We start from the raw sequence: 26,407 nt of genomic DNA, 5'->3' as shown, positions 1-26,407 counted from the left end.
AATTCTCAAAACAAATTCAACCTATTGACTTTTTTATCTTTATGAATCTTTGCATTGCAAGCAAAACGTTGCAACTATGTAAATTAGTGGCAATTTGGATTGCCGAAACCGTGCTGCGTATCGCACAATGACTTCTGTAATCACAGCATAGACCGATGACAATGAGCAAATCATTACAAAAACCCACCATTCTCAACGTTGAAACGGTAGCGCGTTCGCGTCTTTTTAATGTTGAAAGCGTGGACCTGGAGTTCAGCAACGGCGTGCGTCGCGTTTATGAACGCATGCGGCCCACCGCGCGTGAAGCCGTAATGATTGTGCCGATTGTTGACGACCACATTATTTTAATCCGCGAATATGCGGTCGGTACCGAATCCTACGAATTGGGTTTCTCCAAAGGGCTTATCGACCCCGGCGAGACGGCCATGGAAGCCGCCAACCGCGAGCTGAAAGAAGAGGTGGGTTTCGGCGCCCGTCAATTGACCTTCCTGAAGAAGCTCAGCATGGCGCCATCTTATTTCTCCAGCAAAATGAACATTATGGTGGCGGAAGATCTCTATCCGGAATCGCTGCCGGGCGATGAGCCGGAACCGCTGCCGCAGGTGCGCTGGCCGCTGTCGCAGCTGATGTCGCTACTGGAAGAAGAAGACTTCAATGAAGCGCGTAACGTCAGCGCGCTGTTTCTGGTGCGTGAATGGCTACAGGCGCAGGGGCGTTTGTAGTTATAAGCGTCTCATCCGGACATAAAAAAAGCGCCTGCAGGCGCTTTTTTTATTAGAACAACTCGTGGGTTTCGCCACCGCTATCGGTAATGGTGGTGCCAACTTCGCGCACCGCCTGATGGGTTGGCTGCGTGCCCTCGATGAAGTACTCGGCGCGGCTGTTGCCGCCGTTAGCCAGTTGACCTGTGCTACGGTCGATATTCACCGTCACAATACCCGGCGGCGGCGTTAACGGCTCTTCCGGCACGCCTTCCAGCACCCGTTTCATAAAGTCATCCCAGGCCGGTTGGGCGCTTTTAGCGCCGCCTTCATAACCCGAAATCTGATCTTTAATCGCGCCGGAAGCGGTGGTACGGCCCAAATCGCGGCGGTGGTCATCGAAACCAATCCACACCGACGTCACGACGCCCGGGCCGTAGCCGGAGAACCATGCGTCTTTTGAGCTGTTGGTGGTACCGGTTTTGCCGCCGATATCATGACGCTGCAGATCGCGGCCCGCACGCCAGCCGGTGCCCATCCAGCCCGGTTCGCCGAAAATATTGGTATTCAGCGCGCTCTTAATCAGGAAGGCCAGCGGCGTGTTAATAACATGCGGGGCATACTCCGGCGCGCCGCTTTGCGCGACCAGCGACTGATTAGCCTGCTCAAGCTGCGGCTGCGGCGGAACGTCGCCGTTTTGCGGCTCCTGAGAGGTGGCGACCTCTTCAACATCCTGGTTTTCCAGCACGTTGGATTTCGGCGTATCGCCGTAGATCACCGGCGAATTACACTGCGGACAGGCGACCTTAGGCCGCTCTTCAAACAGCACGCCGCCCTGGTCGTTCTCGATCTTGCTAATGAAGTACGGGTTAATCAGGAAGCCGCCGTTAGCCATTACCGAGTAGCCGCGGGCGACCTGTAGCGGAGTAAAGGAAGCGGAACCCAGCGCCAGTGATTCGGTATGGACGATGTTCTGCGCCGGGAAGCCGAAACGCTGCAGATACTCTGCCGCATAATCGACGCCCATTGCGCGCATTGCGCGCACCATCACCACGTTCTTCGACTGGCCTAATCCCTGACGCAGACGAATAGGGCCGGCGTACTGCGGCGGCGAGTTTTTCGGCCGCCAGTCGGAGCCCGCGCCGGCATCCCAGCGGGAGATCGGCACATCGTTAAGCATACTGGCGAGGGTTAAGCCTTTGTCCATCGCCGCAGTATAAAGGAATGGCTTGATATTGGAGCCAACCTGACGCAGCGCCTGGGTAGCGCGGTTGAACTTACTCTGATTGAAGTCAAAGCCGCCGACCAGAGCGATAATCGCGCCATTTTGCGGGTTGATAGATACCAGCGCGGAGTTCACTTCCGGCACCTGCGACAGCCACCATTTGTCGCCCTCTTTGCGCACCCAAATCTGCTGCCCGGTCTGAATGACGTCGGTCACTTTGCGCGGCGTCGAGCCTTGTTGCGTATCGGAAACGTAGCGACGCGCCCAGCGGACGCCATCCATCGTTAACGCCACCGACGTGCCGTTGCCCAGCAACGCGACTGCTTCCTGCGGATTCGCGGAGGTCACTACCGCCGGCGCCAGCGGGCCGACGCCCGGCAGTTTTTTCAGCGTATCGAGGATTTTTTTGTTATCCCACGGGGTCTCGCCAACTTTCCACAGCACGTTGGCCGGGCCGCGGTAGCCGTGGCGCATGTCGTAATCGAGCACGTTTTTACGCACCGACTGCTGGGCGGCCTGTTGGTTTTTACGCGTGATGGTGGTGTAGACGCGATAGCCGTCTTCGTAGGCCTGCTCGCCGTAGCGGTTGACCATCTCCTGACGCACCATCTCGCTCAGATACGGGGCGGAGAAGGCGATTTCCGGCGTATGGTAGCTGGCGTCAATCGCCTCGCTGCGCGCCTGATCGAACTGTGCCTGGGTGATATAGCCTTCGCTTAACATTCGCGACAGCACCACGTTGCGACGCGCGGTCGCGCGGTCCAGCGAATAGAGCGGGTTAAAGGTGGAAGGCGCTTTCGGCAGACCGGCGATAACCGCTATTTCGCTCAGCGTCAGCTGATCGACCGTTTTACCGAAGTAAACCTGCGCGGCGGCGCCGACGCCATAGGCGCGGTAGCCGAGGTAAATTTTATTGAGGTAAAGATCGAGAATTTCGTCTTTATTCAGCAGCTGCTCGATGCGGATCGCGAGGAAAACCTCTTTGATCTTACGCGTTATTGTTTTCTCCGGGCTGAGGAAAAAGTTACGCGCGAGCTGCTGAGTAATAGTACTGGCGCCCTGCGAGGCATGGCCTGAGAACATCGCTACGCTCGCGGCGCGGAAAATCCCCACCGGATCGACGCCATGATGCTCATAGAAGCGGCTATCTTCAGTCGCGATAAACGCTTTTATCAGCTCCGGCGGCATCTGCTGCAGAGTGACGGGGATGCGGCGCTTTTCGCCATATTGCGCAATGAGCTCGCCGTCCGCGCTATAGACCTGCATCGGGATCTGCAGACGCACATCCTTTAAGGTCGCGACATCGGGGAGTTGCGGCTCTATAAATTTGTAGAGGCCATAAATCGAGCCTGCTCCCAGCAGAACGCAACAAACTGCAAGGATAAAAAGATACTTTACGAACTTCACCGGAGAATTCCCATTTAGTTTTATTTGGGCAGTTTATAAACAAACGCGCGGTAGTATAAAGGCAAGCCAGGAGCATTGATATACCCCCACGGGGCGGCTTGCTGGCGCTATGCCTTCCGGACGGCGTGTCGATCGACGCTAAAAGCCTCCATTTCGCCACATGGTATATCCAGGCTGCTCCTTGAATCGCAATCGCGGATAAGGAGATCTAAGCATGACTTTCAGAAATTGGCGTATAGGAATTCACATTCAACAGGATAGCGTCGCCATCGTGGCGCTGTTGTACGAACGCGGGCGCTGGGCGTTGCGTCGCTGGTGGCGAATTCCGCTGCCGCCCGGCCTGGTGGTGCAGGGCAGCATCATTGACCTTAATGAGGCGGTGAAGCGGTTACGTGATTGGCGCCGCGAGCTGCCGCTACAACATCAGGTGTGCATTGCGCTTCCTGCCAGCCGTACGCTGCAAAAGCAGTTGCCTGCGCCACAGGTGTCGCTACGTGAAAGCGAAAGAGCGACATGGATAACGGGCACGATGGCGCGTCAGCTGGAAATGCCTGCCTCTTCGCTGTGTATCGATTACGCCGCCCGCGCGGCTAACGACGGCTGGCAGGCGACGGCGGCTCAGCGTTTGGATATCGACAGCCTGCGTCAACTGGCGCGGCGGCTGAAGCTGCGCCTGACGGCGATCGTGCCGGATGCGGCTGCTCTCACTTCTTTTTTCCCCTGGCTTACTGGCGCTGCTCAGGGCCTGGTCTGGCAGGGGGACGCGCAGTGGTTATGGGCGACCCAGGAGCGCTGGGGCTATTGTCCATGCGCTGAAGCCCCCTCTTTCTCGCACTTAACCTCGCGCCTCAATGATGAACAGTTCCAGCTCTGTAGCAGCCTGCCGTTGGCGGAAAATAGCTTTGATTGCTGGAGCGTGCTCCACCGCCTGCAGCCGCCGCTACCCGCATGCGGCGATCGTTTTGCTATCGCGCTTGGTTTGGCGCTGGGGGGTAAATAACTATGGCGCAGCAGATTAATCTTCTGCCGTGGCGCGAGACGCGACGGCGGCAAAGCTTGCGTATGGGCGGGCTGCTGGTGGCGGCGATGGCGCTAAGCATTATCGCCCTGACGATAGCGACGCGCACGTTACGTCAGATAGACGTGGCGCAGCAGGTAATGCGCACCCAGGCCGACCATCTGCTTTATTCCGCGTTGTTACAACGCGAGCGGGAGATGCGCGAGGAAATACAGCGCGGTGAGCGGCAGGCACGGCGAGCGCAGCGGCGGGCGGCGACGCGTGCCTGGCAGCCGCGACTGTTATCGCTGGCCGCACTATTACCGGAGCGGCTGTGGCTGACCGGGCTGGACTATCAGCCGCAGGGCATCACTCTTTACGGTCTGGCGTTGAACCTCAAGGCGGTGGCGGCGCTGGAACAAGCGCTTGGCAAGCTGGAGGGCTTTCAATCGGTTACGCCAGGGGCGACGCGACGTGATGCACAGGGGCGCTGGTCATTCAGCTTTTTCCTTGCTGGAGAAACTACCGATGCGGTTAGCGATTGAACGCCTGCTGGCGCTGAGCGGATGGCCGTTAGCGTTACTCTGCGGCGCAGTGTTGGCTGCGGCAATGTATCTGGCGTTTTCGCTTGCTGCTGTCAGCGCTTCGCAGCCTGCGCCGCCGCCCCTACAGACGCAATGGCGGCGAGTATTGCCGCTGCGCGCCACGCTGCAGCAACGCGTGGTTGATGATTGGACGGCCCGGCGTTTTTCACCGCTGGAACCACCCGTGGCCGGTATCTTGTTACAGGCCTGGCAACCGCGAGGGCGCGGCGGCGAGATGCTTGCTGTGGTTGACTGGCAGGCGGTGCCGCCGCTGTTTGCCTGGCTTGCCGACTGCGGGGTATACCCTGGCGCTTTTTCATTGAATATCGAAAAAGGGGCGTTGCAGTTGTCGCTACAGCTGGAGAAGGACGATGAACCATAAAGGATACTTGCTGCTGTTGTTTTGCCCGCTGCTGGCAGGGGCGCGGGATCCTTTTTTACCGGTCGAGGATCGCTGCCAGACCACGCAGCTGACACAGTGGCGATACGGCGGCGGCACTGGCCGTCCGGCGCTGTGGCTGGGCCTTATTCAGGAGCGCACCGGTCAGTGGCGGCGTGTACGAAGCAACGATATTTTGCCTGGCGGTTGGCGAATTCGACAGCTAACGGCAGAAACATTAACTCTGGAGGCCAGCGCCGGGTGCGAACCCGCACGCTGGGTCTGGTCACGAAAGGGAAGCCAACCTGATGCGAAGGATAAGCCTGCTGCTACTTCTGCTGCTGCCGCTGCTGGCCGCGGCGGCGAAAAAAGAACCGCCGGTGTCGTTGGTGGTTGATGATGTACCGGTGGTTCAGGTACTGCAAAGCCTGGCGGAAATGCAAAATCTTAATGTAATCGTGGCGCCGGAAGTCAGCGGTACGCTGTCGCTTCACTTAAACAGCGTTCCCTGGCGACAGGCGCTCCAGTCGGTTCTCGATAGCGCCGGGCTGACAATGGCCCGGCAGGGCACGGTGTTGTACATCCATACACAGGCGTGGCAGCAAGCAAAACGAGCGCAGCTGGAAGCCGAGCAGGCTAAACGCTGGCAGAATCTGCCATTACGCAACCACAGTATCCCGCTGCGCTATGCCGACGCAGACGAACTGGCGAAATCCGGGAGCAAGCTGTTGAGCGCCCGCGGCACGATGACCGTCGATCGGCGAACTAATCGTCTGTTAATCCGCGACGACGATCGTCATCTGCCGGCGCTGAAGGCGTGGGCTGAAGAGATGGATCTGCCGGTCGGGCAGGTGGAGCTGGCGGCGCATATTGTGTCAATGAGCGCGACCAGCCTGCGCGAGCTTGGCGTGAAGTGGAGCCTGGCGGAGGCCAGCAGCACGCCGGGGATGGGGAAAATGACCAACCTGAGCAGCAATCTGGCGGTGTCAGACGCAACCACCCGCGGCGGCTTTAATATCGGCCGGATTAACGGGCGGTTATTGGAGCTGGAGCTTTCCGCGCTGGAGCAAAAGCAGCAGGTGGACATCATCGCCAGTCCGCGCCTGCTGGCGTCGCATATGCAACCCGCTAGTATCAAACAGGGCAGCGAAATCCCCTATCAGGTCTCCAGCGGAGAAAGCGGCGCCACCTCGGTCGAGTTTAAAGAGGCGGTCCTGGGGATGGAAGTGACGCCGACGGTGCTACAGCAGGATCGCGTGCGCCTGAAGCTGCGCATTAGCGAAAATACGCCAGGCCAGGTTCTGCAGCAGGAAAACGGCGAAGCGCTGGCAATTGATAAGCAAGAGATTGAAACCTTAGTCGAGGTGAAAAGCGGCGAGACCCTGGCGCTGGGCGGTATTTTTTCACAGAAGAATAAGTCGGCGCGCGACAGTGTGCCGTTGCTTGGCGAAATCCCCATACTCGGGCAGCTGTTTCGCCATGATGGTAAAGATAATGAACGACGTGAACTGGTTGTCTTCATCACGCCGCGGATTCTGGCAGTACATTAAGCGGGTTTTTCATGCTAAACACGTTTCAGGTGTTTGACGCGGGGACGGATTTAGCATACAAGGGGTACCGATTTGAGAGTCGGGTACGACATCAATCCTCCCTTTATGTCCGGTGATTTTATTCTGTTGCCAAACCAGCCGGAGTATTGAGATAATTTTTAGTCTGACTCTCGCTCTATTGCATATGAGGTTTCAGTTCATGTCCTGCTGCGCTGGGTGTCTGCGAAGCGGGTTTATCATTAACGAATAGTCTTAGTAGTACCGAAAAAATGGCAGAGAAACGCAATATCTTTCTGGTTGGGCCTATGGGTGCCGGCAAAAGCACTATTGGGCGCCAGTTAGCCCAACAGCTCAACATGGAATTTTACGATTCTGATCAAGAGATTGAGAAACGCACTGGCGCAGACGTCGGCTGGGTCTTCGATGTCGAAGGCGAAGAAGGCTTCCGCGATCGTGAAGAAAAAATCATCAATGAGTTGACGGAAAAACAGGGAATCGTACTCGCCACTGGCGGCGGCTCAGTAAAATCCCGTGAAACGCGTAACCGTCTCTCCGCCCGCGGCGTGGTGGTCTACCTGGAAACAACGATCGAAAAACAACTTGCTCGTACGCAGCGCGATAAAAAGCGTCCTTTATTACAAGTAGATGCGCCGCCACGTGAAGTTCTTGAAGCGTTGGCAGATGAACGTAATCCACTGTATGAAGAGATCGCCGATGTGACTATCCGCACCGACGATCAAAGTGCGAAAGTCGTTGCAAACCAGATTATTCATATGCTGGAAAGCAACTGATTCTGGCTTAATAAAGTGCGTCAGAGTAAAGCAACTGAGGTGGACGTCGCGTTATGGAGAAGCTGACTGTAACTCTCGGGGAACGTAGTTACCCGATTACCATCGCGGCTGGTTTGTTTAACGATCCAGCTTCTTTTCTGCCACTGAAATCAGGCGACCAGGTCATGCTGGTCACCAATGAAACGCTGGCGCCGCTTTATCTTGATACCGTTCGCTCCGTACTGGAGCAAGCGGGTGTCAACGTCGACAGCGTGATCCTGCCGGATGGCGAGCAATATAAAAGCCTGGCGGTGATGGATACGGTATTTACCGCGCTGTTGCAAAAACCACATGGCCGCGACACCACACTCGTGGCGCTCGGCGGCGGCGTGGTTGGCGATTTAACCGGTTTTGCCGCTGCGAGCTATCAGCGCGGCGTACGTTTTATTCAAGTTCCCACCACGCTGCTTTCGCAGGTGGACTCTTCGGTTGGCGGCAAAACGGCCGTAAACCATCCCCTCGGTAAAAATATGATTGGCGCCTTCTGGCAGCCGGTTTCCGTGGTCGTCGACCTTAATTGCCTCAAAACCTTGCCGAAGCGCGAGCTCTCCTCCGGCCTGGCTGAGGTCATTAAGTACGGCATTATTCTTGACGGCGAGTTCTTCTGCTGGCTTGAAGACAACATCGATGCGCTGATGGCGCTGGATGAATCGGCGATGGCGTACTGTATTCGCCGTTGTTGTGAGCTAAAAGCCGAAGTTGTCGCTGCCGACGAGCGCGAAACCGGGTTACGTGCTTTACTGAATCTGGGACATACATTTGGCCATGCTATCGAAGCTGAAATGGGCTACGGTAACTGGCTACATGGCGAAGCTGTGGCGGCCGGAATGGTCATGGCGGCGCATACGTCCGAGCGTTTAGGGCAGTTTAGCGCGCAGGATACGCAGCGTATGATTGCGCTGTTGCAACGAGCAGGGTTGCCGGTACGCGGGCCGCAGGAAATGTCTGCAGAAGCGTATTTGCCTCACATGATGCGTGATAAAAAGGTACTGGCAGGCGAAATGCGCCTGGTATTACCGCTCGCTATAGGAAAGAGCGAGGTCCGCGGCGGAGTGTCGCACGATGTAGTTCTTGGCGCGATTGCTGATACTCAGCAGGCGCAACAATAAGAAGGTCTAGCCGCGTCCGCGCGGCGTTATCATTTCGGGCAACATGCAATAATCGTGAGCATAAGCCTTTTAGTGGGGTGTTAAATGGATGATTTCAAACCAGAAGACGATATGAAAGCCGATCGCAACGATCGTCGTGCTGGTCGTTCCCGTCAGTCTTCCGAGCGTGACGCCGATCCGCAGATCAATTTCGACGATCTCGATCTTGAGGCCGATGAAGGCCGTCCGACGCGCGCGAACAAAGCCCGTCGTGAACGCGATGAAGAAGAGTACGAAGAGGACCTCGAGTCCGAAGAAGAAGTAGAAGAAGAGCAGCAGGTTGAACGTCGCCCGCGTAAACGCAAAAAGGCCCCTGCTAAGCCGGCTTCCCGCCAGTATGTCATGATGGGCGTCGGGGTGCTGGTACTCCTGCTGCTGATTGTCGGCGTGGGTTCGGCGCTGAAATCGCCATCTTCTTCCAATGAATCCGCTTCTGGTGAGAAGAGCGTTAACCTGTCAGGCGATCAAAGCATGACCGCTGACCAGAACAACAATGCCGCGCAGCCGGCCGATCAAACTGCGGGCAACACCAACCAGCAACAGCCGCAGGACGTTTCTCTGCCGCCGATCGCCTCCAATCCGACTCAGGGTCAACCCGCCTCCGAGCCGCAGGGCCAGCAGCGTGTGGAAGTTCAGGGCGACCTGAATAACGCGCTGACTCAGCAGCAGGGTCAACTGGATAGCGCCGTTGCTAACTCCACCTTACCGACCGAACCTGCGACCGTTGCGCCGATGCGTAATGGCGCCGCGCCGCGTCAAACGACCGAACGCCAGACGGCCGCCACGCCGCGTCCTGCTGAGCGTAAACAGGTGGTGATTGAACCGAAACCGCAAAGCAAGCCGCAGGCTACCGCCAAAGCGCCGGTTGAAACCAAACCTAAACACGTAGAGAGCGCGCCGGCGGCTACCGCCAGCAAGCCTGTCGCCACTGCGCAGACTAAACCGGCTGCAACAACCGCGCCAACGGCTACTGCGCCTGCCGCCACTACCTCCGCCCCGGCGGCCACTGCGCCTGCAGCGACCGCAGCGACCGCAGCGGCTGGCAGCAAAACCGCTGGCGATGTTGGCTCGATGAAGTCTGCGCCTTCTGGCAACTATACGTTGCAGCTCAGCAGCTCCTCTAACTACAACAACCTGAACAACTGGGCGAAGAAAGAGAAGCTGGAAAAATATGTTGTCTATGAGACGACTCGCAACGGTCAACCGTGGTATGTGCTGGTCAGCGGCATCTACGCTTCGAAAGATGAAGCGAAACGTGCTGTCGCCACGCTCCCTGCGGATGTTCAGGCGAAAAATCCATGGGCAAAACCGCTGCACCAGGTACAAGCTGACCTGAAGTAATGCCGCGAGTAGTCTTAAGCGCAGGATGCTGTCGGAGCGATTTCTCCACAGCCGGAGAAAGTGTAATTAGTTAGGCAGCATGAAAAAGAATCGCGCTTTTCTGAAGTGGGCGGGGGGGAAATACCCCCTGCTCGACGATATTAAAAAGCATTTGCCGGAAGGTGAATGCTTGATTGAGCCCTTCGTGGGCGCCGGGTCGGTATTCCTGAATACCGACTTTTCTCGTTATATCCTCGCGGATATCAATAGCGATCTGATTGGCCTGTATAACATCGTCAAATTGCGCACCGACGAATACGTCAGCGCCGCACGTGAGATGTTTACGCCGGAAAACAACGCCGCGGAGCGTTACTATCAGTACCGTGATGAATTCAACCAGAGTCAGGATCCCCTGCGTCGCGCGGTGCTGTTCCTGTATCTGAATCGCCACGGCTACAACGGTCTGTGCCGCTACAACCTGCGCGGCGAGTTCAACGTGCCGTTTGGCCGCTACAAAAAGCCCTATTTCCCCGAGGCTGAGCTCTATCACTTCGCCGCAAAGGCGCAGAACGCCGAGTTTTACTGCGAATCTTATGAAGAGTGTATGAAGCGCGCCGATAGCCGGGCGGTGGTCTATTGCGATCCGCCGTACGCGCCGCTGACGGCGACGGCGAATTTTACCGCCTACCACACCAACAGCTTCAACCTTGATCAGCAGGTACTGCTGGCGAAAAAGGCGGAATCGTTGATGAAAAAGCGGATCCCGGTGCTTATCTCAAACCACCGCACGCCGCTGACGCAGGAGTGGTATAAAAACGCGGCGGAAACGCATATTGTGAAGGTTCGGCGCAGCATCAGCAGCAACGGTGGTACGCGTAAAAAGGTGGACGAGCTATTAGCGCTGTACCGTCCGCCGAAGACCAAATAAATTTCAAGGAGATGCGGATGAAGCAGTATTTGATTGCCCCTTCGATTCTGTCGGCTGATTTTGCCCGCTTGGGCGAGGATACCGCTAAGGCATTGGCGGCGGGCGCGGATGTCGTACACTTCGACGTCATGGACAACCACTACGTGCCTAATCTGACGATTGGCCCGATGGTGCTGAAGTCGCTGCGCAACTACGGCATTACCGCGCCGATCGATGTACACCTGATGGTAAAGCCGGTCGACCGCATCATTCCTGATTTTGCCGAAGCCGGCGCCAGTATTATCACTTTCCACCCGGAAGCCTCTGAACACGTCGACCGCAGCCTGCAACTTATCAAGGAGCACGGCTGTAAAGCGGGGCTGGTATTCAACCCGGCAACGCCGCTGAGTTACCTCGATTACGTTATGGATAAGCTGGATGTGATCCTGCTGATGTCGGTTAACCCAGGCTTTGGCGGCCAGTCCTTTATTCCGCACACCCTTGAAAAACTGCGTCAGGTGCGTCAGCTTATCGATCAATCCGGCTACGATATTCGCCTTGAAGTCGATGGCGGCGTGAAAGCCAGCAACATTGGTGAAATTGCCGCCGCCGGTGCGGATATGTTTGTCGCCGGTTCGGCGATCTTCGGCCAGCCGGACTACAAAAAAGTTATTGATCAAATGCGTAGTGAATTAGCGAAGGTTAGTCATGGATAAATTACAGGCCATCCGCGGCGTGGCATTTGACCTGGACGGCACGCTGGTCGATAGCGCGCCGGGTCTAACCGCCGCCGTTGATAGCGCGCTTTACGCGCTGGAACTGCCGGTGGCAGGTGAAGAACGCGTCGTGACCTGGATTGGCAACGGCGCAGACGTCCTGATGGAACGGGCGCTGAACTGGGCTCGCCAGGAGCGCGCCACGTTACGCGCGGCGATGGGGAAACCTTCCGTCGACGATCATGATATACCGCAAGACGAACAGCTACGCGTTTTGCGTAAACTGTTCGACCGCTATTACGCCGAAGCGGCGGAAGAAGGCAGTTTCTTGTTCCCGTCGGTGGCCGATACGCTCGGCGCGCTGTATGCCAAAGGCCTGCCGCTGGCGCTGGTCACTAACAAACCAACGCCGTTCGTGGCGCCCTTGCTCGAGGCGCTGGATATCGCGAAATACTTTAGCGTGGTGATCGGCGGCGACGATGTGAAGAATAAAAAGCCGCATCCGGATCCGCTGCTGCTGGTGGCGGAAAAGCTCTCTCTGACGCCTGCCGAACTCTTGTTCGTCGGGGATTCGCGCAATGATATTCAGGCGGCGAAAGCGGCGGGTTGCTGCTCTATCGGTCTGACTTACGGCTACAACTACGGCGAGCCGATAGCGCTGAGCGAGCCGGATTTTATCTTTGACCAATTTAATGAACTCTTGCCCGCTCTTGGGCTACCGTACAGTGAAACTCAGGAATTAAAAAATGACTAAGCCCATCGTTTTTAGTGGCGCACAGCCCTCAGGTGAATTGACCATTGGCAACTATATGGGTGCGCTGCGTCAATGGGTAAACATGCAGGATGACTATCACTGTATTTACTGCATCGTTGACCAGCACGCGATCACCGTGCGTCAGGATCCGCAGAACCTGCGTAAAGCAACGCTGGATACGCTGGCGCTGTATCTGGCCTGCGGTATCGATCCGCAAAAGAGCACCATTTTCGTCCAGTCTCACGTGCCGGAACACGCACAGCTGGGCTGGGCGCTCAACTGCTACACCTATTTCGGCGAACTGAGCCGCATGACCCAGTTTAAGGACAAGTCCGCGCGCTACGCCGAGAACATCAACGCCGGTCTTTTTGACTACCCGGTACTGATGGCCGCTGACATCCTGCTGTACCAGACCAACCAGGTACCGGTAGGCGAAGATCAGAAACAGCATCTTGAGCTGAGCCGCGACGTTGCGCAGCGCTTTAACGCTATCTATGGCGATATCTTTAAAGTGCCTGAGCCGTTTATTCCTAAGTCCGGCGCGCGCGTCATGTCGCTGCTGGAGCCGACCAAGAAGATGTCCAAGTCCGATGACAACCGCAACAACGTCATTGGCCTGCTGGAAGACCCGAAATCGGTAGTTAAGAAGATCAAACGCGCGGTGACCGATTCCGACGAGCCGCCGGTTGTCCGTTACGATGTGCAAAACAAAGCGGGCGTTTCCAACCTGCTGGATATCCTCTCCGCCGTCACCGGCCAGAGCATTCCGGAGCTGGAACAGCACTTTGAAGGTAAAATGTACGGCCACCTGAAAGGCGAAGTCGCCGAAGCCGTTTCCGGTATGCTGACCGAGCTGCAGGAGCGCTATCACCGTTTCCGCAACGACGAAGCGTTCCTTAATCAGGTGATGAAAGAGGGCGCCGAGAAGGCCAGCGCGCACGCTTCTAAGACCCTGAAAGCGGTATATGAAGCGATTGGCTTTGTCGCTAAGCCGTAATAAGGCTCGCTGAAGGTAAAAAAAACCGGGATTATCCCGGTTTTTTTGTGTCTGTCAGAGCGCATTAGCTTAATGGTTAGAAAACCAGTTCAGCTTGTCGCGTAGCGCCACCACGCGGCCCACGATAATCAACGCCGGGCTGGCCATCTGCTGCGCCAGAATATCCAGCCGATCCAGGGTGCCGGTGACGACCTTCTGGTTGACCGCGGTGCCGTTCTCGACGATGGCGGTCGGCATATCCGCCGCCATGCCGTGGGCGATCAGCTTTTCGCGGATCGCCGGCGCCTGGTTTAGCCCCATATAGAACACCAGCGTCTGTTTTTCCGCCGCCAGATTTTGCCAGTCGAGATCGCTACCGGTTTTCAGATGGCCGGTGATTAGACGTACGCCCTGGGCGAAATCGCGGTGGGTGAGTGGAATGCCGGAGTAGGCCGAGCAGCCGGAGGCGGCGGTGATCCCCGGCACTACCGAGAACGGAATACCTGCCGCGCAGAGGGTCTCCAGCTCTTCGCCGCCGCGGCCAAAAATAAACGGATCGCCGCCTTTCAGGCGCACGACACGTTTGCCGCTTTGCGCTTCGCGCAGCAGGATTTGGTTAATCTCCTCCTGCGGCACGCAGTGATAGCCTGCACGTTTGCCGACAAACACCCGATCGGCATCACGGCGCACCAGGTTCATAATGTCGTCGGACACCAGTCGGTCATAAACCACCACATCGGCCTGCTGGATCTGCTGCAGTCCCTTGAGAGTGAGCAGCCCGGCATCGCCCGGACCGGCGCCAACCAGCACCACTTCGCCACGATGTTCCAGCGGCTCATTCAATAATCGTTCCGTGGTATCGGCAACGGCCTGACGATCATCGTTCGCCAGCGATTGGGCGAGGCCATCGTTAACAAACAGCTTTTCCCAGAAGCGGCGGCGCTCGCCGACGGTAGCGAACTGTTTTTTCACCCTTGAGCGCAGCTGCCCGGCATAGCGGGCGATTTGTCCGAGATGCAGCGGCAAGAGCGATTCGAGCTTTTCACGCAGCAGGCGCGCCAGCACCGGCGAGGTACCGCCGGAAGACACGGCGACCATCAGCGGCGAGCGGTCGATAATTGACGGCATGATAAAGCTGGCCTGACGGGGCGCATCCACCACGTTGCAGAAAATACGCCGTGATTCAGCGGCCTCGCTGACCTGCTGATTAACGACATCATCGTCGGTGGCGGCGATTGCCAGCCAGCAGTTATCGAGCAGCGCAGGATTAAAATCGCCCTGCGCCAGCGTCAGCATTTGCTCCTCGGCCCACACCTGAAACTGCGGAGTAAACCGGCGTGAGTTGACCGTTAACCTGGCACCTGCGTCGAGCAACAGACGCGCCTTGCGTTCAGCGACATCGCCGCCGCCGACCAGCAAGCAGTCGCGATCGCGTAGTTGGCAAAAAATAGGTAAGTGGTCCACGGCAGATCCTCACGGCAAGGGGGGAATGGGAATGCGGTCGTAGCATAGCAGCAGAGGGATTCACGGAGATATGAATTTTGCCGCCTCTACTTATTAGTGGTCATAAGCTGATGATATGGTTCCCCCCGCGGCGCGGAGGGAACCATGCGGCATCAGGCTTTCAGCTGCACTTTGCCATCTTTAACACGGGCTTCGTAGTGGGCGATGGAGTGGCTCTCATCTTCCATGCACAGCCCGTCGCTGAGACGGAAGCGCTGCTTTTTCAGCGGGCTGGCAACCCACAGCGCGCCGTCATGCTCAGCGATAATCCCTCGGGACAGCACGCTGGCACTGAAGAACGGATCGATATTGCTGATGGCGAACACTCTGTCGTCATGGTACGGACGAAAGATAGCCACCTGCTGTTGCCCCAGCAGCGCGCAGACGCCGGTCGCCGGCAGGATGTCGTCAATTTTGCAGATGTTTACCCACTGGCTCATACGTTTTCCTCCACCAGCGTGACCGGGATGCGCTCATAGGGCGTGGCCGGGCGATGCTGGTCACGTTCCGGCACCACCTGAACGTTCGGGTCGCGCTGGTCGCTGTTGATAAAGTGTTTGAAGCGCGTCTGCGCCGCCGGGTTATTGACGGTCTCGGTCCATTCGCAGGCGAAAGCGGCGCGCAGGCGAGCCAGCTCTTCTTCAAGGTGATCGTTCAGGCCCAGCTTATCGTCGATGATGACGCTGCGCAGATAGTCGATGCCGCCTTCCATGTTGTCCAGCCACGGCGCGGTACGGGTCAGCTTATCGGCGGTGCGGATGTAGAACATCATAAAGCGGTCGAGATATTTGATGAGCGTATCGCGATCGAGGTCCGCGGCCAGCAGATCGGCGTGGCGTGGTTTCATCCCGCCGTTACCGCACACGTACAGGTTCCAGCCTTTCTCGGTGGCGATGATCCCAACGTCTTTACCCTGGGCTTCCGCGCATTCACGGGTACAACCGGAGACGCCGAACTTCATTTTGTGCGGGGTACGGATACCTTTATAGCGGTTTTCCAGTTCTACGCCGAAGCCGACGCTATCGCCGACGCCGTAGCGGCACCAGGTACTGCCGACGCAGGTTTTCGCCATACGTAACGCTTTGGCGTAGGCATGGCCGGTTTCGAAGCCGGCTTCAATCAGTTGACGCCAGATTTCCGGCAGGTCGTCTTTTTGCGCGCCGAACAGGCCGATACGCTGGGAGCCGGTGATTTTGGTATACAGATTAAATTCGCGCGCGATGCGACCGACGGCAACCAGGCCTTCTGGCGTAATTTCGCCGCCTGCGGAGCGCGGGATAACCGAGTAGGTGCCATCTTTCTGGATGTTGGCGAGGAAGTTATCGTTGGTGTCCTGCAGCGGCGTGTGTTGTGGTTTGAGGATGTACTCATTCCAGCAGGAGGCCAGCAGGGAACCGACGGTCGGCTTACAGACTTCACAGCCGTAGCCCTGACCGTGTTTTTCCAGTAGTTCGTCGAAGGTTTTGATGCCTTCCACGCGGATCAGGTGGAACAGCTCCTGGCGAGAGTAGGCGAAGTGCTCGCACAGATTGTTGTTCACTTCGATACCCTGTTTCGCCAGCTCGGCGTTGAGCACCTGCGTCACCAGCGGAATACAGCCGCCGCAGCCGGTTCCGGCTTTGGTTTCCGCTTTCAGCGCCGCCACGGTGTGGCAGCCTTTATTGATAGCGGCGATCAGGTCGCCTTTGCTGACGTCGAAGCAGGAACAAATCTGCGCGCTGTCCGGCAGTTTATCCACGCCGATAGACGGCTTGCCGCTGCCGGCGTGGGCCGGGAGGATCAGCGAATCCGGGTTTTCCGGCAGCTCAATGGCATTCAGCACCAGCTGCAGCAGGTTGCCGTAATCGCTGGTGTCGCCGACCAGTACCGCGCCGAGCAGGGTTTTGTTATCTTCGCTGACGATAAGACGTTTGTAGACTTCTTTGCTTTCGTCGAGATAGACGTAGCTACGCGCGCCCGGCGTGCGCCCGTGGGCGTCGCCGATACCGCCAACGTCCACGCCGAGCAGCTTCAGCTTGGCGCTGAGGTCGGCGCCGGTGAACAGATTGTCGTTGCCGAGGATATGGTCAACGGTAACCTGCGCCATTTTGTAGCCCGGGGCGACAAGACCATACACGCGGTTATTCCAGCTGGCGCATTCGCCGATAGCGTAGATATCCGGGTCGGAGGTCTGGCAGCTATCGTTGACCATGATGCCGCCGCGTTGGGCAACGGCGAGACCGCACTGGGTAGCCAGCTTGTCGCGCGGACGGATACCGGTAGAGAAGACGATGAAATCGACCTGCAGTTCGCTACCGTCGGCGAAGCGCATCGTTTTGCGTGCCTCGGTGCCCTGCTGAACGATCTCTTTGGTGTTTTTGCTGGTGTGAACTTTCACACCCATGCTTTCAATCTTACGCTTCAGCTGCTCGCCGCCCATCTGGTCGAGCTGCTCGGCCATCAGCATCGGCGCAAACTCGATCACGTGGGTTTCCACGCCGAGATTTTTCAGCGCGCCAGCCGCTTCCAGACCGAGCAGACCCCCGCCGACCACCGCGCCGCGTTTGCTGCGACGGGCGCAGGATTCGATGGCGTTAAGATCTTCAATAGTACGATAGACGAAGCAATCCTGGGTTTCCGCGCCTTTAATGGGCGGGATCCACGGGTATGAGCCAGTCGCCATAATCAGCTTGTCGTAGAAAACGGTACGGCCAGCGCTGGAGTGGATCACCTTTTCCTGACGGTTGATGGTAATCGCGCGTTCGCCGACCAGTACCTTGACGCCGTGTTTCTCATAGAAACCTTCGCGTACCAGCGACAGCTCTTCCGCAGTGTGATGGGAGAAGTAAGACGACAGGTGGACACGGTCATAGGCGATACGCGGCTCTTCACAGAACACGGTAATGTCGAATTGTCCGGCAGGCGCCTTATCAAGAAGCTCTTCGATAAAGCGATGGCCGACCATGCCGTTACCGATAATAGCGATTCTGACTTTGCTCATTTTTGCCTCGATTTCTTTTCTATTACCGCCTACCTTAACGATTCAGCTACTACACTCATTGATACAAATCAATTTAGAACTTACCTACCACTTAATGAGTATATTCATGATTTATAATGATTTTTCTAAGTGATGGAAAAATCAGGCTTTTCCGTTCTGTTCTTTTTATGTACAAAGACAGCGGAAGAAATAAGCAATCTTCAGGGGAGCAAACTATGTCGACAACGCCGCTGTGGTTAATTCAGAACGTCCATCTGCCAAAGAGGGAAGGGTTGTGGCAGATTGCGATTGATAAAGGGCGATTCGGCGACATCACGCCGATGGGAGAGGCACGCAGCGAAAGCTACGAAGTGCTTAACGCCCGCGGCGGATTGGCCATTCCGCCGTTTATCGAACCGCACATTCATCTTGATACCACGCAGACGGCGGGAGAACCGAACTGGAACCAGTCTGGGACGCTGTTCGAAGGGATTGAGCGTTGGGCCGAGCGTAAAGCGCTGCTAAGCCATGAGGATGTGAAAGCCCGCGCGTGGAAAACCCTGCGCTGGCAAATCGCTAACGGCATCCAGTTTGTCCGCACCCATGTCGATGTTTCCGACCCAACGTTGACCGCGCTGAAAGCGATGCTGGAAGTCAAACAAGAGGTAGCGCCGTGGGTCGATTTGCAGATAGTCGCCTTCCCCCAGGAAGGGATTTTATCCTACCCCAATGGTGAGAGTTTGCTGGAGGAGGCGTTACGGCTGGGCGCCGATGTGGTTGGGGCGATCCCGCATTTCGAATTTACTCGTGAATACGGGGTGGAATCGCTGCATATCGCCTTTCGTCTGGCGCAGAAATACCAGCGTCCGCTGGATATCCACTGCGATGAAATTGACGATGAACAGTCGCGCTTTGTCGAAACGGTCGCCGCGCTGGCGTTAAAAGAGGGAATTGGCCCCCGGGTGACCGCGAGCCACACCACCGCGATGCACTCCTACAATGGCGCTTATACCTCGCGTCTGTTCCGCCTGTTAAAACTCTCGGGCATTAACTTCGTCGCCAACCCGCTGGTCAATATTCATCTGCAGGGGCGCTTTGATGACTACCCGAAGCGGCGCGGCGTGACGCGGGTCAAGGAGCTGATGGCGGCCGGCATTAATGTCTGTTTTGGCCACGATGATGTGTTCGACCCGTGGTATCCGTTGGGAACCGGCAACATGTTACAGGTGCTGCATATGGGGCTGCACGTTTGCCAACTGATGGGCTATCAGCAGATTAACGACAGTCTACAACTGATTACCCACAACAGCGCCAGAACCTTTGGGCTCAATGATTACGGCATTGCTACCGGCAACCCGGCCAATCTGGTGATCCTGCCTGCTGAAAACGGTTTTGAAGCCGTACGCTGCCAGGTGCCGGTGCGTTGGTCAATTCGTCAGGGAAGGGTCATTGCAACTACGCAGCTGGCGCAGACGTGGATACAGACCGATAAAGGCGGCGAGGAGTTGTTTTTTACCAAAAATAGCCCCTTTGCCGAAGCAAAGGGGCCTAAGGCTTAGTGCGCCGATGCGTTCTGACGGTGGCGGGAAACGAAGCCAAGGAGCAGACACATCACGAATACCACGGCATAGAGTCCGTTCGCGGTGTGCAGCGCGGCCAGCGGGCCGCTAGCCGCGACGATCGGCCCGGTCACCACGAAAGTCAGCATGGTGCCGATGGTGCCGCAGGTCAGAATAAAGTTCACCAGCTTCGGCGAAGCGACTTTAGTCTGCTGCGAGCCCAGGGTGATGATCGAGGTATAGATGGCGCTGGAGAAGAAGCCAAGGGTCAGGATGAACCACGGCATATGCTCCGGCGAACCATTGATGAACAGATACATCAGGATTGTCGCCAGGCCCGCCAGAACGGTCAGGATGCGCTGCAGGTCGAAGAAGCGCAGGATGAAGCTGAACGACCACATACCGATCATATAGGACATCCAGAAATCGCTGACCAGCTTACCGGCGTCGCCGAGGCTCATGCCGAGGCCTTTGGCATATTCCGGTACCCAGGAGATAAAGCCCAACTGGCCGAGGATGTAGCATAGCGCGGCGATGGCAAGGAACAGCACGCCGATGCCCCATTTCTCTTTCACCACCGGCTGGCTGTTTTCCGCCAGCGCTTTGTTGCCAAGCACCGGGAACTCACAGCCGAAAGTCAGCACGAAAATAGCAACGTAGACCAGGCCGATACAGGCGTAAACCCAGTACCACTCGATGCTGCGCGCCAGCAGAACGGCGGCGACCATCGGGAAGATCATCCCCGCCATGCTGAAGAAGGAGTCCGTGAACAGCAGACGCGCGCCGCGCTGACGGCCTTCATACATGTGGGTAATCAGGAAAGTACCGATCGACATGGTGATCCCGCTGACCAGACCAAGCACGAACATCGATGCGGAGAACAGCGTCAGGCTGTGGCCGAACATCAACCCGGCGATAGCTAACAGCATCAGGATAAAGCCGAAGCGCAGCTGGGTTTTCAGCGGCACGATCTCCATCAGCCAGGCATTGAGGAAGATAGAAATCAGAATACCGGCATTGAGGAAGGTAAATGTGTTACTCATACTGGACACTGGCAGATGGAAATAATCCGCGATGTTCCCCATCACCATCCCGGTGACGATCACCAACGCGCCGGTCAGGGCGTAGGAGAAAAAGCTGATCCATGTGAGCTTGATACGATTGCTGTTAGTCATGACAGGCCTGTGAATAGATAGGTAAAGCGCGTTGACGCTGCGCCGGGCGCACAGATTTTATTCATTCAAGTGATGAAGGCAAACGTTTATATTGAAATGTAGAGCTTATTGCATGGTTTTGTGTGACTTTGATCACATTAATAAGATTGCTCACACCTGAGTCAGTTCGTAACAAGTGTTTCAGCTAAGTAAAATTAGGTAAAAGGCTAGCCCGCTATGCAAAGGCTCTTTAGAATCAAGGCACTTGCTTTTTACTCTGCTCCGTTAAGGAATTTCCATGCTCAAATCCACTCTGGCGGCGATGGCTGCCGTATTCGCCATTTCAGCATTCTCCCCCGCCATGGCGGCCAAGGGCGACCCGCACGTACTGCTGACCACTTCTGCTGGCAACATCGAGTTGGAGCTGAATAGCCAGAAGGCGCCGATTTCTGTCGATAACTTCCTGAAGTACGTGAACAGCGGTTTCTATAACAACACGACCTTCCACCGGGTGATCCCGGGCTTTATGGTGCAGGGCGGCGGTTTTAATGAGCAGATGCAGCAAAAGCAGCCGAACCCGCCGATTAAAAACGAAGCCGACAATGGCCTGCGTAATACCCGCGGAACGATCGCCATGGCGCGTACCGCCGATCAGGACAGCGCGACCAGTCAGTTCTTCATCAACGTGGCCGATAACGCCTTCCTCGACCACGGCCAGCGCGATTTTGGCTACGCGGTATTTGGTAAAGTGGTGAAGGGAATGGACGTCGCCGACAAAATTTCTCAGGTTCCGACCCACAACGTCGGCCCGTACCAAAATGTTCCGTCCAAACCGGTCGTCATTCTCTCGGCGAAAGTACTGCCGTAACCCTCTTCTGGCGCGGGCGGTCCGCCTGCGCCCAGCTTGCCTCTCTGCGTAACCTGAAATTGCTGCTTATACTTGTGGCACACAGGGGACGATAAGGGAGGCGACCATGCGTTTACTCACCGATAAGCAAAAATCCCGGCTCTGGGAACAGACCCGCAATGCCAATTTTCAGGCCAGCCGACGCCTTGAAGGCGCGACGGTACCGCTGGTTAGCCTGACGGCTGAGGAAGCGCTGGCGCGTATTGTCGAGCTGAGGAGGCGTCATGAGCGATAAATATGGCGACGACCGCGACCCCTATCTCTATCCGGCGTTGGATGTGCTGCGCAACCGGCTGGGTATCCATCAGGCGCAACGGCTGGAACAAACGGTCTGGGAATTCACTTCGCTGCGCGCGGCGACGATCCCGTTGGGCCCGCGCGGCCGCGGCTTACCGCATCTCTGCGCCATTCACCGGCAACTTTATCAGGATCTCTTTGACTGGGCGGGTAAGCTGCGGGAGATCGATATCTACCAGGGCGATACGCCGTTTTGCCACTTCGCGTGGATAGAGAAAGAGGGTAACGCGCTGATGCGCAAGCTGGAAGAAGAGGACTATCTGTGTGAACTCCCCTGGGAGACCTTCGTCGAGCGCCTGAGCTGGTACTACGGCGAAATCAATGTCCTGCACCCGTTCCGCCTTGGCAACGGCCTGACGCAAAGGATCTTCTTCGAACAGTTGGCCATTCACGCCGGCTACCTGCTCGACTGGCGGGGCATCGATCCGGATGCGTGGAGCCAGGCTAACCAGCTGGGCGCGATGGGCGACCCGGAGCCGCTGGAGCGGATCTTTCGTAAAGTGGTAAGAGAAGCGCGGGAATCTGAGTAGAATAGCCCGGTTTTGTTTTTTCCGGAGCCGCTATGATCCTGCTAATCGATAACTATGACTCTTTCACCTGGAATCTGTACCAGTACTTTTGCGAACTGGGAGCGGAGGTGCTGGTTAAGCGTAACGATGAGCTCACCCTGGAAGAGATAGCGTCGCTGACGCCGGAGAAAATCGTCATTTCGCCGGGCCCCTGCACGCCGGATGAGTCCGGTATTTCGCTGGACGTTATCCGCCGCTATGCCGGAAAAACCCCGCTGCTCGGCGTGTGTCTGGGTCATCAGGCCATCGCCCAGGTCTTCGGCGCTAGCATCGTGCGCGCCGCTCAGGTTATGCATGGTAAAACGTCGCTTATTGAGCACAACGGCGAGGGCGTTTTTAAGGGACTAAACAACCCGCTTACCGTTACGCGCTACCATTCATTAGTTATCGACCCGCCGACTCTTCCCGATGATTTTATCGTTACCGCCTGCAGCGCCAGCGGTGAAATCATGGGTATCCGCCATCGCCAGTGGGATCTCGAAGGCGTGCAGTTCCACCCGGAGAGCATTCTTAGCGAACAGGGACACCACTTGCTGGAAAACTTCCTTAAACGCTGATTTGTAGTTGCCATGAGGTGATTTATTATGCATATTTTGTGATTAAAACATCGCAATCATTGCACATTACACAGAAGGATGGGCATCACATGGCAACAGAGCAACCGGCAATCACCCGCGCCACATTCGATGAAGTCATTCTGCCGATTTATGCACCGGCGGAGTTTATTCCGGTGAAGGGGAAAGGCAGCCGCGTTTGGGATCAGCAGGGCAAAGAGTACATTGATTTTGCCGGCGGGATTGCGGTGACCGCGCTGGGCCACTGCCACCCGGCGCTGGTGGCGGCGCTGCACGAGCAGGGCGAAACCCTGTGGCACACCAGCAACGTTTTTACCAACGAGCCGGCGCTGCGCCTGGGTCGACAACTGGTGGACGCCACTTTTGCCGAACGCGTGGTGTTTATGAACTCCGGAACGGAAGCCAACGAAACGGCGTTCAAGCTGGCGCGTCATTACGCAATTACTCGTCATAGCCCGTACAAAACCAAAATCATCGCTTTCCATAATGCCTTCCACGGACGGTCGCTGTTCACCGTCTCGGTTGGCGGTCAGCCGAAATACTCTGATGGTTTCGGGCCGAAACCGGCAGATATCGTGCATGTCCCCTTTAACGATCTCGAGGCGGTGAAAGCGGTGATCGATGACCATACCTGCGCGGTGGTGGTTGAGCCGATTCAGGGCGAGGGCGGAGTGATGGCGGCGACGCCGGCGTTCCTGCAGGGGCTGCGCGAACTGTGCGACCAGCATCAGGCGCTGCTGGTATTTGATGAAGTGCAGTGCGGTATGGGCCGTACCGGTTCGCTGTTCGCCTATATGCATTACGGCGTGACCCCGGATATCCTGACCAGCGCGAAAGCGCTCGGCGGCGGTTTCCCGATTAGCGCGATGTTGACCACCAATGAAATTGCCAGCGCCTTCCATGCCGGTTCCCATGGCTCCACCTACGGCGGCAATCCGCTGGCCTGCGCGGTGGCGACCGCGGCTTTCAACCTGATTAACACGCCGCAGGTGCTGGCGGGCGTCAATGCCAAACGGGCGCTGTTTGTCGAACACCTGCAGCAGATCGATGCGCAGTTCGATCTGTTCAGCGACATCCGCGGCATGGGGCTGTTAATCGGCGCCGCGCTTAAGCCGCAGCATCATGGACGCGCGCGCGATTTCCTCTATGCCGCGGCCCAGGCCGGGGTGATGGTGTTAAACGCCGGGCCGGACGTAATGCGCTTTGTGCCGTCGCTGGTGATTGATGATAGCGATATCGCCGAAGGGATGGCGCGCTTTGCGCAGGCGGTTAAAAACGTGCTTAGCGCCTAGTCGTGCGTAGCCAGATGCCGTGATGCGGACGCTGACGCCATGCCACCGACGAAATGGTGTGCATGGTGTTCAGATGGCCGAGGATCCGCTGCAGATGCTGCTCAAGGGTGCTGAGCGGCCCACGCAACACTTCCCCGTCCTGGGATTCCATAATATTTACATCGCCCGCGCTGCCCGGCCCGTCTGAATCCAGACGCTGCTGACAGCGCTGCAGGGCAATTTCACAAGATTCCAGATACCGCTGCGCCAGGTCCGGCGTAAGCATCGTATGCTCGCGCGCCAGCGTGGTCATGGCGTTGATATGCTCAACGATAAACTGGCTATGGGTTACCCACAGCTTCATATCTTCCAGATAGTGCGAGTTAAAACCCGGTTCCTGCATCGCCTGGTTAAGCGAGTTATACAGGGCGTTGTGCGCCTGGTTGACGCGCATGCGCTGGTAGGCCAACGCCGGGGCCTGCGGATCGGCGCTAAGGATCAGCCGAATAGCCTCCTGATCGGCCTCCAGGGCATCGTGGGCGTTTTTACGCAGCAGGCCGCTCTGCCATTGCGGCCATAGCCAGACCATCCCGCCAAAGGCGATCAGACAGCCAATGATGGTATCGATAAAGCGGGCGACGATGAACTGCTCGCCGTTAAGCGTTAGCAACTGCAGGGTATATACCGCGGTGACGGTAAAGCCCACCATCGCCCAGCCGTAGTGTTTGCGGATGATGAGATAGCTCAGCAGCGTGATGAACAACATACCGCTTAACGTGTAGCTCTCCGGTACGTGGAAATGTAGGGTCAGCCAGGCGATCACCAGGCCCGCCAGGGTGCCTGCCGCCCGGTGGACAATTCGCACGCGGGTGGCGCCGTAACCGTTTTGCGTCACGAACAGCACGGTCATCAGGATCCAGTACGGCTTCGGCAGATGTAGGGCGCTGCCCATCAGGCTGGCGATGCTCAACATGACGCTGATGCGCGCGGCGTTGCGCAGCGCCGGGGATTTCAATGACAGGTAGTTCTTCAGCGCCGGTAGTAGCGGTAGGCGCCGTTCTTTATCCGCCATCAGGTTACGTGCGTACAGCGGGCGCTGGGTACGCAGCACACGGGCGATACGACTGAAGTGCCAGGCGCAGAACTGCCCAACCGGATTATCGGGGTGCTGATAAGCGATTTTTTCCAGCGCGCCGATTTGCTTATCCATCTGGAAGCGGCGCGGGTAGCGGTGGTAGAGAATATCATCCGCCAGCACGCGCAGACGCGCGGCGACGGTCTGCGCGTTCCAGCGGATGACCGCTTCCGCATGGCTGCGCTCCACCAGTTTTTGTACCTCTTCCGGCTGGTGCAGGCTCACTGAAATATGTTCCTGCAGATCCAGCCCAACCTGGAACGCGCGCAGTAGTCGCTTATGATCGCTACGCTGGTTGGCGGCTAACATATGCATCTGCTGATAGCACTGGGTAATTAAATCGACCACCTTCTGCTGGCGGGTAAGCAGCGGCGGCAGGGAGGTCGTCGGGTCAGTGTGCTGCGTCAGGAGGCTATATTTGGCCTCGCAATAATTAGCCAGTTCGCGGTAAAGCAGGCTTAACGACTCGCGCAGCGGCTGCTCTCGCCAGAGCCAAAACCAGAACCAATTAAAGAGTCCGTACCACAAGGTTCCCAGCGCATAGATAAGCAGCGGCTCCCAGATGGGCATATTGCCGGCCAGGCTTAAGGTAAAAATGGCGGCGATTAGCGATGCCGGCAACAGGCGAGCGTGTAGCGAACTGATTTCCGCCGTCACGCCGAGTATCAGCGCCAGCGCGCTGAGGATAAGCGGCAAAGGGATGTCCCGCGCCAGAAGCAATTGCACAATCAGGCTGCTGCCGGCAAATAGGCAGCCGCCAACGATCAGGCGTTTGAAAAAGCGTTTATGCGGGGTGTCGAGACCGGCGATATTGCAACAGGCGGGAACTAAAGAGAACAGCAACCCTTGCTGCAGATGGCCGAGCAGAAGCCCGATGGCCACAGGTAGACACAGCACCAGCGTTTGCCGCAGTGCATAGTTGACTTCCGGGTGGTAAATCAGCCTGCGCCACATGGGAGAAACAAAAACGGCGTACTGCGCGGA

At 57.0% G+C, this 26,407-nt stretch carries 25 protein-coding genes; 19 read left to right on the top strand and 6 right to left on the bottom strand.

Annotated elements, in window-relative coordinates; all coding sequences use genetic code 11:
- The first annotated feature begins 161 nt into the window (after window positions 1–161).
- Complete coding sequence (gene nudE, locus ABLV17_RS08995) at window positions 162–722, top strand: ADP compounds hydrolase NudE (RefSeq protein ID WP_015703662.1); 561 nt, start codon at window positions 162–164, stop codon at window positions 720–722.
- A 52-nt stretch (window positions 723–774) separates the two neighbouring features.
- Here the strand turns inward: nudE and mrcA are convergent, their stop codons facing one another.
- The gene (gene mrcA, locus ABLV17_RS08990; RefSeq protein ID WP_087859070.1) at window positions 775–3,333 is read right to left on the bottom strand and encodes a peptidoglycan glycosyltransferase/peptidoglycan DD-transpeptidase MrcA; all 2,559 of its coding nucleotides are present in this window, start codon (window positions 3,331–3,333) and stop codon (window positions 775–777) included.
- 214 nt (window positions 3,334–3,547) lie between these two features.
- On the opposite strand from mrcA, the gene ABLV17_RS08985 reads away from it, so the two are divergent.
- The 12 genes from ABLV17_RS08985 to trpS all read left to right on the top strand — a co-directional run bounded on the left by ABLV17_RS08985 (window position 3,548) and on the right by trpS (window position 13,515).
- A complete protein-coding gene (locus ABLV17_RS08985) occupies window positions 3,548–4,333 on the top strand; it encodes a pilus assembly protein (protein ID WP_213794131.1) in 786 nt (261 codons plus the stop codon).
- Window positions 4,334–4,335: 2 nt separating this feature from the next.
- Window positions 4,336–4,875, top strand: coding sequence for a PilN domain-containing protein (locus tag ABLV17_RS08980; protein ID WP_213794130.1), 540 nt, complete (start codon window positions 4,336–4,338; stop codon window positions 4,873–4,875).
- Window positions 4,859–5,296 (top strand): hypothetical protein, encoded by a 438-nt coding sequence (locus ABLV17_RS08975; protein WP_271032849.1) that lies wholly within the window; start codon window positions 4,859–4,861, stop codon window positions 5,294–5,296. Before ABLV17_RS08980 ends, ABLV17_RS08975 begins: the two co-directional genes overlap by 17 nt.
- Window positions 5,286–5,690 (top strand): HofP DNA utilization family protein, encoded by a 405-nt coding sequence (locus ABLV17_RS08970; protein ID WP_271032850.1) that lies wholly within the window; start codon window positions 5,286–5,288, stop codon window positions 5,688–5,690. Before ABLV17_RS08975 ends, ABLV17_RS08970 begins: the two co-directional genes overlap by 11 nt.
- Window positions 5,599–6,843 carry a DNA uptake porin HofQ gene (gene hofQ, locus ABLV17_RS08965; protein ID WP_213317297.1) on the top strand — a complete coding sequence of 415 codons (1,245 nt, stop codon included), beginning with the start codon at window positions 5,599–5,601 and terminating at the stop codon, window positions 6,841–6,843. Before ABLV17_RS08970 ends, hofQ begins: the two co-directional genes overlap by 92 nt.
- A 269-nt stretch (window positions 6,844–7,112) precedes the next feature.
- The gene (gene aroK / locus ABLV17_RS08960) at window positions 7,113–7,634 is read left to right on the top strand and encodes a shikimate kinase AroK (protein WP_002920267.1); all 522 of its coding nucleotides are present in this window, start codon (window positions 7,113–7,115) and stop codon (window positions 7,632–7,634) included.
- A gap of 53 nt (window positions 7,635–7,687) precedes the next feature.
- Window positions 7,688–8,782, top strand: a complete 1,095-nt coding sequence (aroB, locus tag ABLV17_RS08955) for a 3-dehydroquinate synthase (protein WP_015369386.1) — start codon at window positions 7,688–7,690, stop codon at window positions 8,780–8,782.
- Window positions 8,783–8,866: 84 nt separating this feature from the next.
- On the top strand, window positions 8,867–10,162 hold the full coding sequence (gene damX, locus ABLV17_RS08950) for a cell division protein DamX (RefSeq protein WP_271032851.1): 1,296 nt from the start codon (window positions 8,867–8,869) through the stop codon (window positions 10,160–10,162).
- Between the two features lie 79 nt (window positions 10,163–10,241).
- Window positions 10,242–11,069: an adenine-specific DNA-methyltransferase gene (gene dam, locus ABLV17_RS08945; RefSeq protein ID WP_015369388.1), complete on the top strand. Its 828-nt coding sequence runs from the start codon at window positions 10,242–10,244 to the stop codon at window positions 11,067–11,069.
- A gap of 17 nt (window positions 11,070–11,086) precedes the next feature.
- Window positions 11,087–11,764: a ribulose-phosphate 3-epimerase gene (gene rpe / locus ABLV17_RS08940; RefSeq protein ID WP_015369389.1), complete on the top strand. Its 678-nt coding sequence runs from the start codon at window positions 11,087–11,089 to the stop codon at window positions 11,762–11,764.
- Window positions 11,757–12,518: a phosphoglycolate phosphatase gene (gph, locus tag ABLV17_RS08935; protein WP_213794126.1), complete on the top strand. Its 762-nt coding sequence runs from the start codon at window positions 11,757–11,759 to the stop codon at window positions 12,516–12,518. The genes rpe and gph overlap by 8 nt, the downstream gene beginning before the upstream one ends.
- On the top strand, window positions 12,511–13,515 hold the full coding sequence (gene trpS / locus ABLV17_RS08930; RefSeq protein ID WP_015369391.1) for a tryptophan--tRNA ligase: 1,005 nt from the start codon (window positions 12,511–12,513) through the stop codon (window positions 13,513–13,515). The genes gph and trpS overlap by 8 nt, the downstream gene beginning before the upstream one ends.
- Window positions 13,516–13,584: 69 nt before the next feature.
- Here trpS and cysG read toward each other — a convergent pair whose 3' ends face one another.
- The 3 genes from cysG to nirB form a co-directional block, all read right to left on the bottom strand.
- Complete coding sequence (gene cysG, locus ABLV17_RS08925) at window positions 13,585–14,958, bottom strand: siroheme synthase CysG (RefSeq protein ID WP_113373934.1); 1,374 nt, start codon at window positions 14,956–14,958, stop codon at window positions 13,585–13,587.
- A gap of 152 nt (window positions 14,959–15,110) precedes the next feature.
- Window positions 15,111–15,437, bottom strand: coding sequence for a nitrite reductase small subunit NirD (nirD, locus tag ABLV17_RS08920; RefSeq protein WP_271032852.1), 327 nt, complete (start codon window positions 15,435–15,437; stop codon window positions 15,111–15,113).
- Window positions 15,434–17,977, bottom strand: coding sequence for a nitrite reductase large subunit NirB (nirB, locus tag ABLV17_RS08915; protein WP_015369394.1), 2,544 nt, complete (start codon window positions 17,975–17,977; stop codon window positions 15,434–15,436). The genes nirD and nirB overlap by 4 nt, the downstream gene beginning before the upstream one ends.
- Before the next feature lie 215 nt (window positions 17,978–18,192).
- Here nirB and ABLV17_RS08910 point away from each other — a divergent pair, with 215 nt between their 5' ends.
- A complete protein-coding gene (locus tag ABLV17_RS08910; protein ID WP_045361162.1) occupies window positions 18,193–19,515 on the top strand; it encodes a cytosine deaminase in 1,323 nt (440 codons plus the stop codon).
- Here ABLV17_RS08910 and tsgA read toward each other — a convergent pair.
- Entirely contained in the window at window positions 19,512–20,690 is a 1,179-nt protein-coding gene (gene tsgA / locus ABLV17_RS08905; protein ID WP_213794124.1) for an MFS transporter TsgA, read from the bottom strand. The genes ABLV17_RS08910 and tsgA overlap by 4 nt on opposite strands.
- A 277-nt stretch (window positions 20,691–20,967) precedes the next feature.
- Between tsgA and ppiA the strand changes: the two genes are divergently transcribed.
- The 5 genes from ppiA (at window position 20,968) to ABLV17_RS08880 (ending at window position 24,309) form a co-directional block, all read left to right on the top strand.
- The gene (gene ppiA, locus ABLV17_RS08900; protein ID WP_015369397.1) at window positions 20,968–21,537 is read left to right on the top strand and encodes a peptidylprolyl isomerase A; all 570 of its coding nucleotides are present in this window, start codon (window positions 20,968–20,970) and stop codon (window positions 21,535–21,537) included.
- Between the two features lie 106 nt (window positions 21,538–21,643).
- Window positions 21,644–21,811 carry a YhfG family protein gene (locus ABLV17_RS08895; RefSeq protein WP_087859080.1) on the top strand — a complete coding sequence of 56 codons (168 nt, stop codon included), beginning with the start codon at window positions 21,644–21,646 and terminating at the stop codon, window positions 21,809–21,811.
- A complete protein-coding gene (locus ABLV17_RS08890) occupies window positions 21,801–22,403 on the top strand; it encodes a putative adenosine monophosphate-protein transferase Fic (protein WP_308957700.1) in 603 nt (200 codons plus the stop codon). The genes ABLV17_RS08895 and ABLV17_RS08890 overlap by 11 nt, the downstream gene beginning before the upstream one ends.
- Window positions 22,404–22,435: 32 nt before the next feature.
- Entirely contained in the window at window positions 22,436–22,999 is a 564-nt protein-coding gene (gene pabA, locus ABLV17_RS08885) for an aminodeoxychorismate synthase component 2 (protein ID WP_308957701.1), read from the top strand.
- Between the two features lie 89 nt (window positions 23,000–23,088).
- Window positions 23,089–24,309 (top strand): aspartate aminotransferase family protein, encoded by a 1,221-nt coding sequence (locus ABLV17_RS08880; RefSeq protein WP_308957702.1) that lies wholly within the window; start codon window positions 23,089–23,091, stop codon window positions 24,307–24,309.
- On the opposite strand, the gene ABLV17_RS08875 is transcribed toward ABLV17_RS08880, so the two are convergent.
- Window positions 24,299–26,377: a YccS/YhfK family putative transporter gene (locus ABLV17_RS08875; protein WP_015369402.1), complete on the bottom strand. Its 2,079-nt coding sequence runs from the start codon at window positions 26,375–26,377 to the stop codon at window positions 24,299–24,301. The genes ABLV17_RS08880 and ABLV17_RS08875 overlap by 11 nt on opposite strands.
- Window positions 26,378–26,407 lie beyond the last annotated feature (30 nt).

Origin of the sequence: Klebsiella sp. CN_Kp091, assembly GCF_040065095.1 — a bacterium.
Lineage (GTDB): Bacteria > Pseudomonadota > Gammaproteobacteria > Enterobacterales > Enterobacteriaceae > Klebsiella > Klebsiella aerogenes.
Note: the sequence above shows the minus strand (reverse complement) of the source record. Positions and strands in the feature narration are given on the sequence as shown.

Coding starts and splice junctions, on each gene's coding strand:
- nudE (WP_015703662.1), top strand. CDS start 162: ATGAGCAAATCATTACAAAAACCCACCATTCTCAACGTTGAAACGGTA.
- ABLV17_RS08985 (WP_213794131.1), top strand. CDS start 3,548: ATGACTTTCAGAAATTGGCGTATAGGAATTCACATTCAACAGGATAGC.
- ABLV17_RS08980 (WP_213794130.1), top strand. CDS start 4,336: ATGGCGCAGCAGATTAATCTTCTGCCGTGGCGCGAGACGCGACGGCGG.
- ABLV17_RS08975 (WP_271032849.1), top strand. CDS start 4,859: ATGCGGTTAGCGATTGAACGCCTGCTGGCGCTGAGCGGATGGCCGTTA.
- ABLV17_RS08970 (WP_271032850.1), top strand. CDS start 5,286: ATGAACCATAAAGGATACTTGCTGCTGTTGTTTTGCCCGCTGCTGGCA.
- aroK (WP_002920267.1), top strand. CDS start 7,113: ATGGCAGAGAAACGCAATATCTTTCTGGTTGGGCCTATGGGTGCCGGC.
- aroB (WP_015369386.1), top strand. CDS start 7,688: ATGGAGAAGCTGACTGTAACTCTCGGGGAACGTAGTTACCCGATTACC.
- damX (WP_271032851.1), top strand. CDS start 8,867: ATGGATGATTTCAAACCAGAAGACGATATGAAAGCCGATCGCAACGAT.
- dam (WP_015369388.1), top strand. CDS start 10,242: ATGAAAAAGAATCGCGCTTTTCTGAAGTGGGCGGGGGGGAAATACCCC.
- rpe (WP_015369389.1), top strand. CDS start 11,087: ATGAAGCAGTATTTGATTGCCCCTTCGATTCTGTCGGCTGATTTTGCC.
- gph (WP_213794126.1), top strand. CDS start 11,757: ATGGATAAATTACAGGCCATCCGCGGCGTGGCATTTGACCTGGACGGC.
- trpS (WP_015369391.1), top strand. CDS start 12,511: ATGACTAAGCCCATCGTTTTTAGTGGCGCACAGCCCTCAGGTGAATTG.
- nirD (WP_271032852.1), bottom strand. CDS start 15,437: ATGAGCCAGTGGGTAAACATCTGCAAAATTGACGACATCCTGCCGGCG.
- nirB (WP_015369394.1), bottom strand. CDS start 17,977: ATGAGCAAAGTCAGAATCGCTATTATCGGTAACGGCATGGTCGGCCAT.
- ABLV17_RS08910 (WP_045361162.1), top strand. CDS start 18,193: ATGTCGACAACGCCGCTGTGGTTAATTCAGAACGTCCATCTGCCAAAG.
- tsgA (WP_213794124.1), bottom strand. CDS start 20,690: ATGACTAACAGCAATCGTATCAAGCTCACATGGATCAGCTTTTTCTCC.
- ppiA (WP_015369397.1), top strand. CDS start 20,968: ATGCTCAAATCCACTCTGGCGGCGATGGCTGCCGTATTCGCCATTTCA.
- ABLV17_RS08895 (WP_087859080.1), top strand. CDS start 21,644: ATGCGTTTACTCACCGATAAGCAAAAATCCCGGCTCTGGGAACAGACC.
- ABLV17_RS08890 (WP_308957700.1), top strand. CDS start 21,801: ATGAGCGATAAATATGGCGACGACCGCGACCCCTATCTCTATCCGGCG.
- pabA (WP_308957701.1), top strand. CDS start 22,436: ATGATCCTGCTAATCGATAACTATGACTCTTTCACCTGGAATCTGTAC.
- ABLV17_RS08880 (WP_308957702.1), top strand. CDS start 23,089: ATGGCAACAGAGCAACCGGCAATCACCCGCGCCACATTCGATGAAGTC.
- ABLV17_RS08875 (WP_015369402.1), bottom strand. CDS start 26,377: ATGTGGCGCAGGCTGATTTACCACCCGGAAGTCAACTATGCACTGCGG.